We start from the raw sequence: 19136 nt of genomic DNA on the forward strand, positions 1-19136 counted from the left end.
TCTGTGAGCCCAGTGATAACTCACACTCAGCAAAATTACTTTACGTTTGCTAAGTAATCGGCAATTGCAACCATTTCTTCTTCAGATACATTCGCAACCATCGCTTTCATCGCTGCGGTCATGCCATTGTTACGCGCACCTGATTTTATGTCTTTCATTTGCGCCACTAAATAGTCTTTGTTCTGACCGTTTAATTTTGGGTACATTGCCATGATCGGTGCTTTACCTTCAGGACCGTGACAAGTCTGGCATAGTTTTGCAGTGTAAAGCGCTGCACCATCGGCAGCCATGCTGTTAAATGACATGCTAGCAACCATAGTGAGACTTGCACTTAAGAGTAATTTTGTTATCTTGCTCATTGTATTTTCTCTTCTTTTTGACGGTTTATAAAAGTTATTAGCTTAATTGTAGACCATAATAACGGATCTTTGCACATTACACACGTACGTAATTTATACGCCAAGTAGAGCACCAAACTCGCTGTTTAAGTCATCTCTTAGGCTACCAGACTAAATCATCTGGTACTTCAAAATCAGCATAAGGGTCATCAGCATCTTTGCCTTTGTCTTCAGGCTCCACATGAAACACGATGTACTTTTCATCAACTTCTGCCACTTTACGGGCTGGCTCATCTTCTAGTACAAAAAACTGCCCTTCCAATACACAAATTGCCAGTCGGCCACCTGACAAGGCTTTTTGCGTTTGTTCATTTACGTCGAGCTCTTTGACTTTATTTTCGTAAGTAAAATTGAAAGTCCGCTCACCGCGAATCGAATCTTGGTTATGATGTTCTAATATTTGCTTCACGCGGGCAACTTGCTCACGTTGTTTTAACTCACCTTGGCGAGCTTGATTTAATTCTTCTGCTTTTTTCTGCTGTTCTAACTTTGTTTGTTGAATATGCTTTTGCAAATCACTAGGGTTACTAGTCGCCCCTTTCTTTGGCTTTTTTTGTTGCTTACGTTTTTCACTTTTAGCAACTTTAGCTTTATGTGATGTAGTTAGTCCTGCTTGTAGCAATTGGTCTTGTAATGAACCCATGGCTTTGTTCCATTAAAAACTGATATTAAGATTATTTTAATCGTCAATGCAGAGAAATCATAGTGCTGTGGCTATTAATATAACAAAGTGTTGTGATTGGAAACTTGATTTGGCGCAATAAATACTTATTTTTAGAATAAAAGTAATCACTTAAAGAACGCATTGAGGTTGAATTTAATGTCAATCAGGTTAAGCTGTGGTTTTTGTAGTAGGGCCAATAAAATGCGGTTCGGTCATTTATTAATTTGCTCACTGTTTATCTTTTTCGTGCTCTATGCACCGCAGCCATTATTAAGCTTATTTGCAGAGCAATTTTCAGTTAGTCCTGCAACCGCAGGTAGCTTGATGACTGCGACTATGCTCCCTTTAGCGATTGCCCCTTTGGTATACGGCTTATTCCTAGCTAAACGTAACCCTTTAACAATTCTTCGCTACGCGATGCTAGTACTAGCTGTTACCTGTGTTGCTTTTGCCTATGCCCCCAGTTTTGAGTTATTACTGTTACTACGATTTTTACAAGGTTTAACCTTGCCTGCCGCACTCACCGCAATGACCACTTACATAGGCAGCACTTATCAAGCTGATAGTTTGCAAAAAAATATGACCTTCTATATTGGCAGTACAATTGCTGGGGGCTACTTTGGCCGAGTGTTAGCGGCTATTTTTGCTGATTTATGGACTTGGCAAGGCTTCTATTTTGTTATTGCCGCAGGTTTACTTAGCTTTGCACTAAGTATTCCACGTAACCGAACAGCCATTGTTAACAGCACTCTTTCACCATTAAATTATTTAAAACAGCTCGCGAATGCTGCGGTATTAAAATTATATGGTGCGGTATTTTGTATGTTTTTTTGCTTTGCTGCGTTATTAAATTATTTACCGTTCATTTTACAAGACACTTTTTTAATTACTAATACCCGTGATATCGGCTTAGTTTATAGCGGTTACTTGATTGGTGCCCTCGCCTCTATTGCGACTCCTTGGTTATTAAAAAAGAGTATTTCACCGTGGCATTTATTGTCTGCTATATTTACTTTTTACAGCACTACACTAGTATTTTTGATGAGCTCACAATTAGTGATTTTTTTACTGGCATTCACTGGTTTTTGCGGCGCGATGTTTATTATTCATTCAACCGCAGCGCCGCTGGTTAATAAAATAAGCAGTGCACCACCGAGTGTCACTAATGGTGCTTATGTGTCGTTTTATTATAGTGGCGGGGCTTTAGGCTCTTTTGTACCAGGCTTGGTATATCAACAACTTGGCCATATCGCATTTATGGCCTCGTTATTACTAGTCAGTATATGCGGATTAATTTTAGTAAGTTCGGCTTATCTAGCGGGTAAAAAAACCACTTTAGGCTGATGCCCTGTGGTGGCAAAAAAAGCGTCTAAATCGGCTTTTTTTAATAACCATGTTTGGGTGTTATCAAATGGATGACAATGAAATAAATCACCAAACCATATGTCTTGGTCAAGCCATAAAGTGACATCATTTTGCTTATCATTCATCAGAGCAAGCATAGATACACATCCAGGTGCGACTTTTAAAAAGCGTGCTAAGCGCTCATCGGAGGCAAACCCTAAGCGTGACAAGCCTTGATATTTAGCCAGTGATTTTAAGTCTAACTGCTTGTCGTGTGCGGTGATCACCAAAAAATGCTTTTTACCTTCGTTATCACGTAAAAATAAGTTTTTTAATCGCGTTCCGGGCCGCTCCACCATTAATTCATCTGCAGCAAGACTACTATGTAATGCGGGGTGCTCTATAACGTCATAATTGATATTTAAATGCGCTAACAGCGCCGCTAATTTACTTTTATCCGCTAACATTTATAAACAACGCCCCATCAAGCGTACACTTAAATCTCGCCACAACACTTTATTTATCTCATATTTATCGTTGCGACAATACTTTTTGTCATGCAACTCTTGTTTTAATAAGTGCACAGCTTGATCTTCTAATTCTAATTTTAAGCTATTTGATTCTTCAAAATATTCTTGTTCAGCAAAGTTTTTAAACTCACTGCGAGTAAGTGGTCGATCTATGTTTAAACTTTTTCGGCTATTTGCTTTAACCGACACAACATAGGCAAAAATTTTATTACCTTGATCATCTAGCTTGGTATGTAACTGCTTGTTATTAATTTCAAAAGGCGGTTGCTCATTTTGACTTGCGCACCCGCAAAGCAAAATGAGCAGGATCAATGCGTATTTTTTCATTTTTAAAGTCTTTTTACTATCCAGTGACTGCTAGTCTATCAAAAATAGCTTACTTGCGTGAAAATTCGCAAAATATATAAAAAATGCTTGACCAAATTTAGAAATCTCATTAAAGTTCGTCCCGCTTGAAAGGGAATATCAAGTGAGTTACGAAATTCGTAACTTTAGGAATGTGGGGCTATAGCTCAGCTGGGAGAGCGCCTGCCTTGCACGCAGGAGGTCAGCAGTTCGATCCTGCTTAGCTCCACCACTTTCCTACTCTTCAGTTTCACCATTATGGCTCTCATGCCAAATTCTATTTTTAAATCCTTCTGATTATAATCAAAAAAATGTTAATATTACGCTTGTTATTTTTTTGCTGTGCGCTGCATTATGTTTACGATCAAAAATGCCGAGCATAACTCGGCATTTTAATTAGGTTATTCGGTTAGCAATTATTCGCGAATTTGACCTACACCATTGACGAGGTATTTCTCTGTCGTTAGTGACTCTAAACCCATTGGTCCATAAGCATGTAATTTTGATGTTGCGATACCAATCTCAGCGCCTAAGCCTAACTGCGAGCCGTCAGAGAAGCGTGATGAGGTATTAACCATCACTACTGAGGCATCGACACTGCGTTGGAACAACTGTGCTGCGGCGTCATTTTTAGTACAAATTACTTCGGTATGGTTTGAACCAAATTGTGCAATATGCTCAATCGCACCGGCAAAGTCTGGCACTACTCGAATGGCAATTTCTAAATCAAGGTACTCTTCACCAAACTGTTCAGGTGCTAGCACTGTTGCATTATCAAAATATTGCGCTGCTTGACTATCGGCGTTAATTTTTACACCTTCTTGGCGCAATACAACGGCACACAAGTTTAAAAACTCATCGGCAATATCTTGGTGCACGACTAAACCTTCTAGTGCATTACATACGCCAGTACGCTGGGTTTTACCATTGAGTAATAAGTTAATCGCCACCTCTAAGTCAGCGTCTTTATCAACGTATAAATGACACACACCTTTAAAATGCTGGATCACAGGAATTGTACTGTTATCAGTTACAAAGTTAATTAGCCCTTCGCCGCCGCGTGGAATGATTAAATCAATGCTGTCACGTTGCTGCATTAGCTCCATTAACAAAGTACGGTCAGGATCTGGGATCACTGAAATAAGCGCCGCAGGAAGATTATGCTGCTCTAATACTTGATGCATGACACTAGCAATTGCTTGCGAGCTTTTAAGCGCCTCTTTACCACCACGTAAAATAACCCCATTACCTGATTTGAAGCATAACGCTCCAGCATCAGCGGTTACATTTGGACGCGCTTCATAAATCATACATACCACACCAAGTGGTACGCGCATTTTACGAATTTTAATCCCGTTAGGACGTTCAGTAATATCGCGTAATTGACCCACTGGATCATCAAGGCTTACAATCACTTCAATGCCTTCTGCCATCGCTTCAATACGTTCATCATTGAGCGTTAAACGGTCAATCATAGCGGCTGCTAGATTGTTATCGCGGGCTGCGGCTAAATCACTTTCGTTTTCTTTAATAATAAATGCTTTTTGCTGGCGTAATGCTGCAGCCATATCCAGTAGCACCTGATTTTTGGTCTCGGTATCGAGTAAGGCTAACTGATGTGCCGCTTTTGCTGCCTGACGTGAAATATCTGTAATTAAACTCATGACTTCTCCAATAATGCGATATCTTTCTCTGAAATAACGGGACCAATCGAATCTTGCATCTTGTCGCTAAATTCGCTTTGTTCGTTATCAGCTATAAAATTCAATAAACAACTACTGTAATTTGCAGTTGCTTTGGCTAATCGAGTGCCGTCGCTGCTACGTACCAAAATGGTATCGCCAATTGCAAACTCACCATGCACTGCGACAATTTCATCGCCACGGATACAGCCAGTTTCACCTTCTAAAGATTCATCATATGAACCTGCGACAACGACTTCACCTTGCTCACTTGCAGTATGAGTCATCCAGTGAACAGCTTCTTGCATCGGTTTTTCGTATGGTAAAAAAATAGTACCTGGGTTCTCACCTTCCAGCAGTTTTGTAAACGTCTGTTCTTTAAATCCATTAATGATATAAGTAGTAATGCCATGTGAAGTCGCTTTTTCAGCCGCTTCTATTTTCGTTTTCATACCACCGGTGCCAACCGCACTTGTTGCACATCCTGCCATAGCATAGATTGATTCATCAATTGATTTAATTTCAGGCAGTAATATTGCATCGTCGTGCAGGTTAGGGTTTTTATCATAAAGCCCATCAACATCTGAAAAAATCATCAATGCATCTGCATCTGCAGCAGCAGCGACCATTGCCGATAAGTTATCATTATCACCGACTTTTAAATCATCAGTTGTCACCGTATCATTTTCATTCATGATTGGCAGCACACCATGATCCAACAAGGTGAAAACAGTTTCTCTAATACTCTCATAACGCTCACGGTCACGTAGGTCACCATGAGTTAATAAAATTTGTGCCGATGGGAAATCAAAAAAACGGTCCCACATAGCCATCATTTCTGTTTGCCCCGCTGCAGCCATAGCTTTTTTCATCGCCACGGTGCGCTCTTGTGTCGCTGGAAATAAATGTGCGCCAGCGGCAACAGAGCCTGACGAAACTAAAATCACTTCAATTCCTTGACTACGACAACGAACAATAAACTGAGCGATGGTTAACAAATAGCGTGAGCGACAACCATCTTGATCAGGTGCAATCAATGCGCTACCTACTTTTAATACAATACGTCGCCAATTTAACTTTTGCATAAGTGTTCAACTTTCCATTTTAACTGTGTCTTATCCAAATAGGATAAGTATGAAAACATTCTCCTAGTGCCTGCCTAGGTAACGAGTTAACAATTTATACTTACCATTACTCACTTTCTTTAGTAATCACTTTTTAACACTCAGCCAAAAACGCTCACTTAATTAACTAAGTGCATTAGATATAGCATAACTTTAGCTCAATCATTAAGACTGAACAGTTATAGAGTAAATAGAAAGTGTTGTTTATGCATCGCTGTAAAAGCTGTGTGAAGCTTTTTTATTAACAACATACATAGAGCCTCTAAAGTCTGGTACACCAACAGATAGGGTGATGACTCAAGGACCGAGATTTGCTCACCACGATGGGTGTCAAATATTGAGTAAATAATAGTTCAACTCAAACAATATCAATCACAATAGATGTAATTTATGTTCAAGCTAACTGATTATTAAAAATGAGTAAAATTGTACAAACTGTATTCAAAACAATTAAAAAATTGATTTTTAAGTATATAAATATAGTAACCTCTATTTAAACTGCTGGTATTTAAAGCAATTTAAAAATAACTATATGTATTTGCTTAGACCTAACAAGTAACTAATTAGATAACTAATTGTTTGAACACTAACTATATTACGCTATTCTCAGCCTAAAGATCAAGGCCATATTTTATACATTCGGCTTATTATAGCGGCCAATTAATTTTAAAAGCATTAATATTCAGTTAGTTAAATAGAGTTTAATTTGTTTCAAATATTTAAAAACCAATAAATTATCATTTCTTCTACAAATAAGTTCGTAAACAGCTAAAATTCTACTAGGAAAAATTAACATACATGTGTATACCCCTGTATTATAAGTATCGAAAGCTTTACTCCTAACTGTTGTAATAAATAAGGAACACTTCATCTATGTCAGCTATTTATATCGCAGGGATCGCTCTATGTTCGGTTCTCGCCCAATGGATAGCATGGGGTTTTCGTGTCCCAGCTATTTTATTTTTGTTACTTACAGGCCTATTACTTGGCCCTGCTACAGGTTTACTTGATCCAGATGCACTGCTTGGTGATTTACTCTTCCCAGTGGTCTCGCTCAGTGTTGCGGTGATCTTATTTGAAGGTTCTTTGACTCTGCACTTTCGAGAACTCAAAGGCATTGGCAAGGTAGTCCGTAACTTATGCTCAATTGGCATGGTTGCGACTTGCATCGTGATAAGTCTCAGTGCTTATTGGATTTTAGAGCTTAACTGGCGCGTAGCAGCGGTACTCGGTGCAGTATTGGTTGTTACCGGCCCAACAGTTATAGCACCGCTATTAAACTCAATGCGGCCAACCCAAGATATTGACCGTATACTACGTTGGGAAGGCATCGTTATTGACCCAATTGGGGCTTTATTCGCAGTTTTAGTATTTGAAGCGGTCATGCTGGTGGGTCAAGGTGAAGTATTTATTCATACCGTAATTGCCTTATTTAAAACCTTAGGAGTCGGTTTATCTATTGGTGTGGTCGCAGGTTGGCTTACAACGCTACTGATCCGCCGCGAATGGTTGCCATTTGAATTACATAAATTCGGCATCTTAGCGCTGGTACTTATTAGCTTTACAGTCTCAAATCATTTAAGCCATGAATCTGGTCTATTAGCGGTTACTGTATTTGGTATTTGGTTAGCAAACCAAGACGATTTAGAAATTGATTCTGTTTTGGAGTTTAAAGAAGATCTATCCATGATCTTAATTTCAACCTTATTTATTTTGCTGGCTGCGCGTTTAGAATTAGCTGATTTAATGATGCTTGATGCCGATGTGTTTATCTTTTTAGCTATCGTATTATTTATCGCTCGCCCATTGTGTATTGCGATCTCCACTTTCGGCACTGAGCTACCAATTAAATCTCGCTTAGTACTGGCTTGGATTGCTCCGCGCGGTATTGTCGCAGCAGCGGTAGGCTCTGTTTTTGCTATTAGTATGATGGAAGCGGGCGTTGCTGATGCCGAGAAAATGGTGCCACTGATTTTTACCGTTATCATTATCACTGTGGTACTGCAAAGTTTAACTGCGATCCCGATTGCGAAACTATTAGGTGTTCGTCAGCCTTCGCCGAATACTATTTTGATCATTGGTGCAAACCATGTCGCTCGTGCCATTGCTTGTGGGCTAAAGGAGCAAAATATTCCAGTACACTTATCAGATCCAGCCTGGGAAAACTGCCGCATGGCACGTATGGATGGACTGCCGTGTTATTATGGTAACCCGCAATCAGAGCATGCCGAACGTTACTTACCCCTGACCACTCTACGCAGCGTAATGGCGCTTTCGCCAAACCGCCATCATAACGCATTAGGTGTGCAGTACTTTTCACATTTATTGGATGAAAAGAACGTCTTTTCATTACGTTCTTCGACCTCTCACGCCAAAGCAAACAAAGACAGCGCGACATTTTTATCTCGGCAAATTTTGTTTGGTGACAGCGGCTCTTATGCACGTTTAAGTAGTCTAATTGCCAAAGGCGGTAAGGTAAGCGTGACGCGAATTTCTGAAGAGTTTAACTGGGGCAAATACCAAGAGATGAACAGCGATGCTATTCCGTTATTTATTCTCAATGGTGATAAAGACAGTGATGATGATAGCCTTATCAAACTGCGTCCATTTACCATTAATATGGAAAAACCACCGCAAGAAGGTGAACGTGTTGTCGCGATGCTGCCACCAAAAATGTCGGTATTGAAAGATCCTAACAATGGTAAAAACAAAGAACCGAAAGAAATAAAAGAATAAAACGAAAAGGGCTAGGTATCGCACCTAGCCCTTTTACTTTCAACTCGCTAACTAATCAACTCAAACCTACAATGGCAATCGTGCACGTGCTACTACACTATCGGGCATTTTTTGCGCCAATTGAGCTAGTGAGCGTTCTATTTTTTTATGGGTTGCTTTATCAGCTACCATGGCGTGAAATAGCCAACGGTAAGCATCTTCATAATCACGAGGACTACCAAAACCTTGGTTAAATAGATTAACTAAACGTAATTGTGCTTTTAAGTTACCTTGTGATGAGGCTTCACGCAGATAGGTTACAGCCAGTGCTTTATCTTTTTGCACTAAACGCCCAGTATCATAGTATCGCCCGAGTTGCTCTAATGCTGCCGCTAAGCCTTGCTGAGCGGCTTGGCGCATATAATACACACCAAGTTCTACATTACGCTCAACACACACCGCATAAGCAAGCATATCACCATATAGAAATTGATATGAAGGCAGCGCCATTTTATTGGCTCGTGCTTCAATATCTTGTACTAACTGACAGTCATCTGCTTTTACTCGCGCAAGGTGTGTATTACTATTGATCAAAGCGAGCAACTCAGTTTCTGTATATAGTGGCACGGCAGCTATGGTTTCTTCAGACTTGGCGTGGCTTGCCAGTAAAAACGATAACGGCACTAATGATAAACAAGTTAACAAACGCATTTAGGTCACTTTAAATTAAAAACCATCTTGCTAAAGTTTATACAAAGATCGTTCCATAATGAAATTTATAAACGCTTATTTATTATAAACACTATCCCCAGACACAAAAAAAGCTGCACTAGGCAGCTTTTTAGCACTATTGGTGATTATGCAAACGGGTTGCGTAATACCATAGTTTCTACACGATCAGGGCCGGTAGAAATAATATCAACAGGTACACCGGTGATTTCTTCAATGCGCTTAATATAATCTAAAGCTGCTTGTGGTAACTGTTCAACAGAGGTCGCACCTACTGTATTCTCAGACCAACCTGGCATTTCTTCATATACTGGGGTTACTTTCTCATAACCTTCAGCGGCAAGTGGTGTTACGTTAGTAACTGTGCCATCTTCAAGCTGGTAACCAGTACAAATTTTAAGTGTTTCCAAACCATCTAAAACATCTAGTTTAGTTAAGCAAAAACCTGTGATTGAGTTAATTTGCACTGCACGGCGCATTGCCACAGCATCTAACCAACCAGTACGGCGTAGACGACCTGTTGTTGCACCAAATTCATGGCCAACTGTACCTAAGTGCTTACCTATTTCATCTTGCTTATCAACACCATCGTAAAGCTCTGTAGGGAAAGGACCAGAACCTACACGCGTGGTGTACGCTTTGATAATACCTAACACGTAATCAAGGTTTAATGGACCAAAACCTGCACCTGTCGCAACACCACCGGCAGTGGTGTTTGAAGATGTTACATACGGGTAAGTGCCGTGATCAATATCAAGTAATGTACCTTGCGCACCTTCAAACAAAATGTTGTCGCCAGCAAGACGAGTTTGATCAAGTAATTCAGTAACATCAACAACCATTGCTTTAAGGATGTCGGCAACAGCCATTGCATCATCAAAAGTCTGTTGGAAATCAACTGCATCTACTTTGTAGTAGTTAACTAACGTGAAGTTATGGTATTCCAATACTTCTTTAAGTTTTGCAGCAAATAGTTCAGGGTTAAATAAGTCACCGATACGCAGACCGCGACGAGCTACTTTATCTTCATACGCTGGACCAATACCACGACCTGTAGTACCAATCGCTTTATTGCCGCGTGCTTTTTCACGAGCTACATCTAATGCGATGTGGAAAGGCAAAATTAGCGGGCATGCTTCGCTTATTAATAAACGCTCGCGTACTGGTACGCCGCGTTCTTCAAGCATGCCAATTTCTTTCATTAGCGCTTCAGGTGAGACTACAACACCATTACCAATCACACACTTAACATTGTCACGTAATACACCCGATGGAATAAGGTGTAAAACCGTCTTTTCACCGCCGATAACTAAAGTGTGACCTGCGTTATGGCCACCTTGGTAACGAACTACTAAAGATGCTTTGTCTGTAAGGAGGTCAACTACCTTACCCTTCCCTTCGTCACCCCATTGGGTGCCTAATACAACAACGTTTTTACCCATTGTAAATTCACTTAGAAAAAATTAGGACGAGATTTTACCAGATAATGAGGGAAAAGATCACCCCCGTTTAGGTTATTTTTTCTGCGCAGTAGCACAACGCCCTTTGCAATAAAAATTAACTGGTTGAATAACTTTAAGTTATTCACAATAATCTGTCTTACTAAAAGAAAAACCCTGCATACACAGGGTTTGGATTTGTGTTAGATATAGGAAAAGATTACTGCGCAGCAGCACCTTTCATATACCTAAAGAAGTCACTGTCTGGTGATAATACCATCACGTCTTGCTTATCTTTAAAGGTCTTTTTATAAGCCTCTAATGAACGCACAAAACCAAAGAATTCAGCATCTTTATTATACGCATTAGCATAAATAGCTGCCGCTTTTGCATCGCCTTCACCACGAACGGTACGGGCATTACGCTCAGCATCAGCAAGCATTACCGTGACACGACGATCAATGTCTGCGCGGATTGTTTCGGCTTTCTCTTGACCTTCAGAGCGATGCTCTTTAGCAACAGCAGTACGCTCTGCACGCATACGTTGGTAAATCGAATTACTCACTTCTGACGGTAAATTGATTTGCTTAACTCGTACATCAAGTACTTCAATACCTAGCTCTTGAGCACTTTCAGACGCTTGAACTAATGCTTCTTCCATTAACTCGCTACGTTCACCCGAAACAATCTCACGGATAGTACGTGAACCAAAGTTAGTACGTAGACCATTATTTACTTTTTGCTTAAGTAGCGCTTCAGCATATTGCTTATCACCACGGGCACGTAAGTAAAAAGCACTAAAATCACTAACACGCCATTTAACGTAAGAATCAACGATTAAGTCTTTTTTCTCGCTAGTAACAAAACGATCAGGCGTACCATCTAAAGTTTGAATACGCGCATCAATACGGCGTACTTGGCTAAAGAAAGGCACTTTGAATTGCAAGCCAGGGCCATAAACAATTGCTTTATCATCACTGTCTTTTTGCACTTTACTGAATAGCATAACAATTGCTTTTTGCCCTTCAGGTACTACAAATACTGACGAAAACGACAACACAACGGCCGCTAATAATATAACTAAACTAAAGTTTTTCATTGCGCTTATCTCCCGTCGTTAAAGCGATCAGCGCCAAAGCGGTCTGAACTTGAGTTCACAGTGCTATTGCGCGATGTATTAACTTTATTGCGTAAGTCGTTAATATCACTTGAGCTAGGCAATGCAACACGGGTTGCGTTCCCTTGCTTATCCATGATTTTATCAAGTGGTAAATACATCATGTTATTACCGCCTTTAACATCAACTAACACTTTTGAGCTATTACCGAGTACTTCTTCCATGGCATCGATATATAAACGTTCACGGGTTACTTTTTTAGCAGCTTGATATTCAGGTAATAGCTTTTCAAAACGCGCCACCTCACCTTGTGCTTCTAAAATAATACGCTCGCCATAACCTTCTGCTTCTTGCGTCATACGGGTAACTTGACCACGAGCACGCGGTTCAATTTCACGCGCGTATGCTTCAGCTTCACGAATAAAACGCTGTTCATCTTCCTGTGCAGCAATGGCATCATCAAACGCGTCTTTAACTTCAGCCGGTGGGCGTGAATCTTTAAAGTTAACGTCAGTTACGATCAAACCTAAGTTATACGGTTCGACGATTTTATTCAGTTCATCCCACGTATTTTGACGCACAACCTCACGGCCATTCGTTAATACTTGGTCCATTTTTGAATGACCAACAACATAACGCAGTGCACTCTCTAGCGCTTCTTCTAAGCTAGAATCAGCATTAGTTACACTAAATTTGTATAGAAAAGGGTCAATTACACGGTATTGCACCTGAAACTCAACGCTTACCACGTTTTCATCTTCTGTGAGCATAAAACCAGATGTCGATAATGAACGAACTGCTTCAATATCCACTGGGATTACCGTTTCAATAAACGTCATTTTCCAACGCAGACCTGGATCTGCAATGCGGTCAAATTGACCAAAATGTAAAACGATGCCGCGCTCTGCTTCTTTCACTGTATAAATACCGCTCAATGCCCATACAATTGCTGCAATGATCAATACAAATGAAAGACCAGCTCCACCAAGTCCGCCGCCATTGCCGGATTTATTACCGCCAAATAAGCCGCCAAACTTGCCGCTGAACTTGCGAAACACCTCGTCTAAATCAGGTGGGCCTTGATCACGTCCGCCTTTTTTGTTCCACGGATCTTTGTCATTGCCATTATTACCCGGTTCATTCCAGGCCATAGCTATACTCCATTGTTATCTAAATAATTTAGGTAATTACGTTAAATCTAACAAAAATACCGCTGTTCTCATACTAAAAATGACATTCTGCGATAGTTTTTTCGGATTACGAAATAAAAGCGTCGATTTCAGAACCAAACTCTTTTCTTAAACGGTTCCACTCTACCATAGGCAGTCGAGTAGCAAGTAACCAATGACCCTGTTCATCAAAGTCTTCTTGATGCACAGCACTTAAATTGAACAACGCGGCACGTAAACGGCCAAACTGCGGCGCTAATTTAAGCGTGTGAACAAACATTTTCTTTGCTAACAGCTCACTGATAGCCTGTGATAATAATTCGCACCCTGCACCGCTGTGGGCCGACAACCAAACTCGGATCGGCATGCCCTCATCGTCACGGTCAATACGCGGCTCAATATCTTCTAGCGCATCAATTTTGTTGTATACCAACAATTGCGGAACTTCATCCGCTTCAATTTCTTTAAGAACCGATTGTACCTGTTCTATATTCTCTTTGCGACGATGATCAGCTACATCAACCACATGAAGCTGCAAATCAGCTTCTCGGGTTTCTGTTAAGGTTGCTTTAAATGCAGCCACTAAATCATGAGGCAAATGACGAATAAAGCCTACTGTATCGGCTAAAATAATCGCGCCAACATCTTCAATCTCGAGTTTACGTAAAGTGGGATCTAAGGTCGCAAATAACTGATCGGCAGCATAAACATTAGAGTTGGTAATGCGATTAAATAACGTCGATTTTCCCGCGTTTGTATAACCAACAAGCGAAACGGTTGGAATTTCATTGCGGTTACGTGCACGACGACCCTGCTCGCGCTGCACTGCCACTTTTTCTAAACGCGCGCGAATACTTTGAATACGAACTCGCAATAAACGTCGATCTGTTTCTAGCTGAGTTTCACCTGGCCCGCGCAAACCAATACCGCCTTTTTGGCGCTCAAGATGCGTCCACCCGCGGATCAAGCGAGTTGACATATGACGCAGTTGCGCTAGTTCAACCTGCAATTTACCTTCATGGGTACGTGCACGTTGCGCAAAAATATCAAGGATCAGCGTCGTTCTATCAAGTACACGACATTGGCAAACGCGCTCTAAATTACGTTCTTGTGACGGTCTGAGTTGATGATTAAAAATGACGACATCTGCGTTGTGGATTTTGACAATCTCAGCGATTTCTTCAGCCTTTCCGGTACCGACGAATAGTTTCGGATGTGGTGCTTGACGGCTGCCTTGCACAACCGCCAAACTGCTAACACCAGCAGAAGATACCAACATTTCTAATTCATGAAGATCTTCACGATCCCCTTCTTTTGGAAAGTCGATATGAACTAAGACTGCCTGTTCGCCGGCTTCATAACGGTCAAACAAACATTATGCTCCTAATTTAAAAATTTCCAGCTTCAGGCTCTTCACCATCTTCGCTTCCTTGAATACCTTGGAAGTTAACAGCGCGAGCAGGAACTACAGTAGAAATCGCATGTTTATACACCATTTGATTTACGGTGTTTTCGAGTAAAATAACAAATTGGTCAAATGACTGGATCTTACCTTGTAGTTTGATGCCATTAACCAAAAAGATTGATACTGGAATACGCTCACGACGTAACGCATTCAAAAATGGGTCTTGTAACGATTGGCCTTTTGCCATGTTATTTTCCTTCGTTCTAGGTGTTATTATAATTAAGTGGCTGAACTCATTTAACAAAGCTAAAAAATTTCAACTACTACTAGCTTAGCGAACTTACAACACGTTGCAAGTTTTCTTCATCACCCGTTGTTAACCACGTTACATCGGGCCAACCTCTTAGCCACGTCAATTGACGCTTAGCAAGCTGTCGTGTTGCTGCAATACCGCGAAAGACCATTTCATCGTAATCAATCTCGCCAGCAATGTAATCCCACATCTGTCTATAACCCACGCAACGAATGGAAGGTAAGTTAGGGTGTAAATCCTTACGTTGATATAGGGATGAAACTTCATTTTCAAACCCCTGCTCAAGCATTATTTTAAATCTTTGTGCTATACGTTCATGCAAATCAGCGCGATCATTCGGTGCTATAGCAAATTGATGGAACGTATAAGGTAAACTTGGTTGCTTACTTTTTTGCAGCTCAGTCATCGTTTTACCCGTTAACCGGTAAACTTCTAACGCACGATTGATGCGTTGCGAGTCATTTTCGCTCATTTTCAGTGCTGCTTGCGGATCAATGGTTGCAAGTTCTCTATAAAGTGCAGGCCAACCATGCAAGTTAGCTTGCTGCTCAAGCTCAGCCCTAATAATTGAACAAGCTTCAGGTAATGGCGATAACCCATCAATTAATGCCTTAAAGTACATCATTGTACCACCAACTAATATTGGCACTTTACCTTGTTGGTGAAATTGGTCAATCTTTTCAATCGCATCACGACGAAAATCCGCCACAGAGTAACTTTCGCTGGGGTCAATTAGGTCAATTAAGTGATGTGGCGCAAGTGCAAGCTCTGCTGCATCCGGTTTTGCTGTGCCGATATTCATATCTTTATACACTAAAGCTGAATCGACGCTGATTATTTCAGTTTTTAAATGCTGACATAAATCAATAGCTAACGCTGTTTTCCCGGCAGCGGTTGGACCCATTAAAAAAATGACAGGTAAATTATTCAACTCAAAGACCTTAATCTAATTGTGCTAAAAAATGCTTTAAATCTATTTTAACTGCTTTTTCAGCTAAACGCTGAATTGTTTGCGGATTATTTTTCATCCGCGCGACATCTTCAGCAAATGCTTGGCTGGCAAAAAAGCGTTCGGGCACTTGGCTAAGCTGCCAGTTTAGCCATTGCTCCACACTATTAAGCTCAGCCTGAGTGGCTTTTAATAGCGCATCTACGGCTTGGCTCACATCAAGCAGATACAAACTCTGTGGCAACTTTTTAACCATCACAAATTGCTTTTCAATCAATAACTCAAAGCCCAGCAAGGTAAACCATGATTGTTGCTGTGTTAAGCTTTGGCTGTCTTCTTTACTGATATTAACTCGCACAGGCAATAGTAAGGCTTTTCCTTCTAAACTGCCTTGCTCAGCAATAACCTCAAGCCAATCATTGACTAATAAATATTTAAAGTGTGAACAATAGAATTGCTGTTGCAAGCTAAATACACAACCGCCATCACTTTGTATCAGCAACGGCTGCGCGCTTTGTGTCTGTAACAATGGTGCTACTTCTTGAGTAACGCCAATAGATTGATCAAAATGGCTGGCGTGTTGCTCATTGACCCCTTGATAAAACGCACTCACATCTTGATGATTTGTCCGGCTCGCTTGCTTGCTACGCTCGCTTGAACCTGCATATCCACCACCACTAGGCGCAGGATTAGCACCGTAGCGAGCTTGCTCCGCTGGTTGTAAGTGAGACTTAGGATAATCAAACAAACTGCCTGCTGTATTGCTGGAGTGAGCGGGTGTTGCTGTATGCGCTGCTTTAGCATCGCTGTGTTGCGAATCAACATGCTGATTAACACCAGCAAACTCATCTTGAAGCGGCACCACGACTTGTTTAATTGCCTGCAAAATAAAGTCATGCACTAAGCGACCTTGATGAAAACGTACCTCGTGTTTTGCAGGGTGCACATTTACATCAACTTGGCGTGGGTCAATATCAATATAAATCACAAAACCCGGTAGCTCTTCTTGCCCTGCAACTTCTTCAAACGCTTGGCGAATTGCATGTAAAATAAGCTTATCGCGCATCATGCGATTATTTACATAAGTATATTGTGTGGTATTTGCCGAGCCCACAGGTAATACCCAGCCGTGTAATTGCAAACCTGGCTCGCCTGACTCAATGTACAAACCTTGTTCCGCAAAGGCTTTTCCTGCGACTTGCGCAACCCGAGTAATTGCCTGTGCAGGATCTATTTTTGCCCGATACTGACGCACCACTTTACTATTATGAGTGAGGGTAATCGACACATCAAAACGGCTCAGCGCAATGCGCTTGATCAATTCATCTATATGCGTAAATTCAGTTTTTTCAGTACGTAAAAACTTGCGCCTAGCCGGAGTATTAAAAAATAAGTCTTTAACTTCAATGGTGGTGCCGTCAGGGTGAGCAGTGGGTTTAATCTGCACAGCCATATCTCGCCCCTGCGCAAATGCTTGCCAAGCCGCCTCTTGTTGTTTGGTTTTTGAGCTAAGCGTCAAACGCGATACCGAACTAATAGACGCCAATGCTTCGCCGCGAAAGCCCAAAGAACAAATATTTTCTAAATCATCAAGGGACTTTAATTTACTAGTAGCATGACGAGAAAGCGCCAATGTAAGCTCATCTTTATCAATACCTGAGCCGTTATCACGAATGCGGATCAGCTTATGGCCACCGCGCTCAATATCAACTTGTATACGTGTTGCGCCTGCATCTAAGCTGTTTTCTACGAGTTCTTTGACCACAGATGCGGGTCTCTCAACCACTTCGCCCGCAGCAATTTGGTTAGCTAATCGCGCGGGTAATATTTCAATGCTCATACTGATCCTAACGATTTTAACTTTGCGGAATATCTAACTCTTGACCAATAAACAAGGTATTAGATTTTAATTGATTAACTTGCTTAAGCTTACCCACCGATACCCCGTAGCGACTAGCCAATAAACTTAACGACTCACCTGGGCGAACTTTATGTTTAGTGGGATATTGCGATTTTAACGACGCAAACAGCGAATCATCCGGAGGATTTTTCAGATAATAACTTTTGATAGAAGTAAATATTGCTTTCGCTAAGCGCTCTTGGTGATTAGCACTTTTTAATAGTCTTTCTTCGCGTGGGTTCGAAATAAACCCAGTTTCGACCAAAATAGATGGAATATCGGGTGACTTTAATACCGCCAGACTAGCCGCTTGCGGCTCTTTTTTATGTAACTTAGCGACCTTTTTAAGCTCTTGAACCATGCCTTCAGCAACGCTGAAACCGGTTTTCATCGAATGATCCATCGACATATCCAACAACGCCTGCGCCAAGTACTTTTCACTGGCAGTATCTTTAATCACTCCAGCAGCACCACCGAGTAGCTCTGAGTGTTTTTCTTTATCTTCTATCCATTTACCAATTTCTGAATTAGCACGGCGTAGTGATAACACCCAAACAGAGGCCCCATTTGGCTGCGGGCTAGTAAAAGCATCCGCATGAATTGAAACAAAAAAATCAGCCTTTTTTTGTCTTGCTCGGTTCGTTCTGGTATTGAGTTTTACAAAATAATCGCCACTGCGCACCATTCGCGAAATCATCCCACGCTCAGCATCAATCATCCGTTCTAAGCGCTTAGCAATTTGTAGTGTGATATCTTTTTCATAAGTGCCAGAGGGGCCAATTGAGCCAGGATCTTCGCCACCATGCCCCGCATCAATGGCAATAATAATATCACGCTGCTGATTCAGCTCACGTTTTTTAATCGCAGTATTGCTACTGGCCGCTGCCGGTTCAGCTTGGTTTTTATCATATAAATCGACCACTAAACGATTTTTATAAGGCCCAGTAGGTGCTAAAGCAAAGATGACTGGTTTTACAGGTCCTGTGAGCTCAAATACAAACCTTACGCCTTTGCTGTTTTTTGCTTTTGAATAACGTAACTTACTAACAATTTGATGCTTATTTGGGATCGCTGGCAAATCTTTTATTTTATTGGTTGTTTCTAAATCAACCACTAAACGCAGTGGTTTTTTTAGCATAAAGTAACTAAAATCAGGCTTATCCGTTAGGTCGAATACTACACGCGTACTATCTGGCGATGGCCAAACTCGTACACTATTGATAGTATTTTGTGCATAGAGGCTAGCGCTGATTGCTAACAGCAAAAAACCGCACATCCACTTTATGACAACTCGACTCATCTGTATCATTACA

General features: G+C 41.0%; 17 protein-coding genes and 1 tRNA gene. 3 read left to right on the plus strand and 15 right to left on the minus strand.

Annotated features, from left to right (window positions below; translation table 11 throughout):
• Window positions 1-35: 35 nt before the first annotated feature.
• On the minus strand, window positions 36-359 hold the full coding sequence (locus J7338_RS04045; RefSeq protein ID WP_210795862.1) for a c-type cytochrome: 324 nt from the start codon (window positions 357-359) through the stop codon (window positions 36-38).
• 142 nt (window positions 360-501) lie between these two features.
• Window positions 502-1041, minus strand: a complete 540-nt coding sequence (locus J7338_RS04050) for a DUF2058 domain-containing protein (protein ID WP_149980503.1) — start codon at window positions 1039-1041, stop codon at window positions 502-504.
• 222 nt (window positions 1042-1263) lie between these two features.
• On the opposite strand from J7338_RS04050, the gene J7338_RS04055 reads away from it, so the two are divergent.
• Window positions 1264-2406, plus strand: a complete 1143-nt coding sequence (locus tag J7338_RS04055) for an MFS transporter (protein WP_210795864.1) — start codon at window positions 1264-1266, stop codon at window positions 2404-2406.
• Here J7338_RS04055 and J7338_RS04060 read toward each other — a convergent pair.
• Entirely contained in the window at window positions 2373-2873 is a 501-nt protein-coding gene (locus J7338_RS04060) for a prolyl-tRNA synthetase associated domain-containing protein (protein ID WP_210795866.1), read from the minus strand. The two genes, J7338_RS04055 and J7338_RS04060, sit on opposite strands and share 34 nt — an antisense overlap.
• On the minus strand, window positions 2874-3263 hold the full coding sequence (locus tag J7338_RS04065) for a hypothetical protein (RefSeq protein WP_210795868.1): 390 nt from the start codon (window positions 3261-3263) through the stop codon (window positions 2874-2876).
• A 174-nt stretch (window positions 3264-3437) separates the two neighbouring features.
• On the opposite strand from J7338_RS04065, the gene J7338_RS04070 reads away from it, so the two are divergent.
• Window positions 3438-3513: transfer RNA gene (locus tag J7338_RS04070), tRNA-Ala, on the plus strand.
• A 184-nt stretch (window positions 3514-3697) separates the two neighbouring features.
• Here J7338_RS04070 and J7338_RS04075 read toward each other — a convergent pair.
• Together J7338_RS04075 and proB are read right to left on the minus strand one after the other, a co-directional pair.
• Window positions 3698-4945 (minus strand): glutamate-5-semialdehyde dehydrogenase, encoded by a 1248-nt coding sequence (locus J7338_RS04075; protein WP_210795870.1) that lies wholly within the window; start codon window positions 4943-4945, stop codon window positions 3698-3700.
• Window positions 4942-6048, minus strand: coding sequence for a glutamate 5-kinase (gene proB / locus J7338_RS04080; protein ID WP_210795872.1), 1107 nt, complete (start codon window positions 6046-6048; stop codon window positions 4942-4944). The genes J7338_RS04075 and proB overlap by 4 nt, the downstream gene beginning before the upstream one ends.
• Window positions 6049-6960: 912 nt before the next feature.
• Between proB and J7338_RS04085 the strand changes: the two genes are divergently transcribed.
• A complete protein-coding gene (locus J7338_RS04085; RefSeq protein WP_210795874.1) occupies window positions 6961-8823 on the plus strand; it encodes a cation:proton antiporter in 1863 nt (620 codons plus the stop codon).
• A 66-nt stretch (window positions 8824-8889) separates the two neighbouring features.
• Here J7338_RS04085 and J7338_RS04090 read toward each other — a convergent pair whose 3' ends face one another.
• The 9 genes from J7338_RS04090 to J7338_RS04130 form a co-directional block, all read right to left on the minus strand.
• Window positions 8890-9513: a tetratricopeptide repeat protein gene (locus J7338_RS04090; protein WP_210795876.1), complete on the minus strand. Its 624-nt coding sequence runs from the start codon at window positions 9511-9513 to the stop codon at window positions 8890-8892.
• A gap of 146 nt (window positions 9514-9659) precedes the next feature.
• Complete coding sequence (locus J7338_RS04095) at window positions 9660-10973, minus strand: adenylosuccinate synthase (RefSeq protein WP_210795877.1); 1314 nt, start codon at window positions 10971-10973, stop codon at window positions 9660-9662.
• Between the two features lie 217 nt (window positions 10974-11190).
• Window positions 11191-12069 carry a protease modulator HflC gene (gene hflC, locus J7338_RS04100; RefSeq protein ID WP_149980500.1) on the minus strand — a complete coding sequence of 293 codons (879 nt, stop codon included), beginning with the start codon at window positions 12067-12069 and terminating at the stop codon, window positions 11191-11193.
• A 5-nt stretch (window positions 12070-12074) separates the two neighbouring features.
• Complete coding sequence (hflK, locus tag J7338_RS04105; RefSeq protein WP_210795878.1) at window positions 12075-13238, minus strand: FtsH protease activity modulator HflK; 1164 nt, start codon at window positions 13236-13238, stop codon at window positions 12075-12077.
• A gap of 106 nt (window positions 13239-13344) precedes the next feature.
• Window positions 13345-14628, minus strand: a complete 1284-nt coding sequence (hflX, locus tag J7338_RS04110; protein ID WP_210795879.1) for a ribosome rescue GTPase HflX — start codon at window positions 14626-14628, stop codon at window positions 13345-13347.
• Window positions 14629-14644: 16 nt separating this feature from the next.
• Window positions 14645-14908, minus strand: a complete 264-nt coding sequence (gene hfq / locus J7338_RS04115; protein WP_064668197.1) for an RNA chaperone Hfq — start codon at window positions 14906-14908, stop codon at window positions 14645-14647.
• 79 nt (window positions 14909-14987) lie between these two features.
• A complete protein-coding gene (miaA, locus tag J7338_RS04120) occupies window positions 14988-15905 on the minus strand; it encodes a tRNA (adenosine(37)-N6)-dimethylallyltransferase MiaA (RefSeq protein WP_210795880.1) in 918 nt (305 codons plus the stop codon).
• Between the two features lie 10 nt (window positions 15906-15915).
• Entirely contained in the window at window positions 15916-17763 is a 1848-nt protein-coding gene (gene mutL, locus J7338_RS04125) for a DNA mismatch repair endonuclease MutL (protein ID WP_210795881.1), read from the minus strand.
• Window positions 17764-17779: 16 nt separating this feature from the next.
• Entirely contained in the window at window positions 17780-19123 is a 1344-nt protein-coding gene (locus tag J7338_RS04130; RefSeq protein WP_210795882.1) for an N-acetylmuramoyl-L-alanine amidase, read from the minus strand.
• Window positions 19124-19136: the final 13 nt, after the last annotated feature.

The sequence above is a fragment of the Pseudoalteromonas ostreae genome (assembly GCF_018069805.1).
Lineage (GTDB): Bacteria > Pseudomonadota > Gammaproteobacteria > Enterobacterales > Alteromonadaceae > Pseudoalteromonas > Pseudoalteromonas ostreae.